Origin of the sequence: Mesorhizobium sp. (genome assembly GCF_005063415.1) — a bacterium.
Classification (GTDB): Bacteria; Pseudomonadota; Alphaproteobacteria; order Rhizobiales; family Rhizobiaceae; genus Mesorhizobium.
This window is the reverse complement of sequence record NZ_SUEG01000396.1, coordinates 1-309: the sequence shown is the minus strand read 5'-3', so window position 1 is coordinate 309 and position 309 is coordinate 1. Positions and strand designations below refer to the sequence as shown.

Annotated in this window: 1 pseudogene; it reads left to right on the top strand. The window is 65.7% G+C overall.

Annotated features, from left to right (window positions below):
* Window positions 1-127: 127 nt before the first annotated feature.
* Window positions 128-309 (top strand): annotated as a pseudogene (locus E5W70_RS32775) (ATP-binding protein); the annotation flags it as partial.

Here is a 309-nt window from a genome sequence, read left to right as displayed (position 1 = left end):
CTCGAATCCAGCACCGACGCATGGGTTCGGGAATTTGCCGATGGACTATCGGAATTGATCCGCATGGCACGGCGCGAGAAAAACCCTATCGTGTTTGTGTGACCGGCAAGCCAAGTAGACCCCCCATGATCTTCTGGGCATGGAGCGGCGGCAGGCGGAGGCTTTTCGCGACCCTGGAGCGCGGGCAATTCATGGCGCTCGGCCCGGCGCTGTCGCGCCGTCCGCTCGGCTTGCGCATCGGCCCGACAGATACGAGTCCGCGCAACGCGACCCCGCGCCTGATGCCGCTGCCGGAAGCGGCGCTGGAGG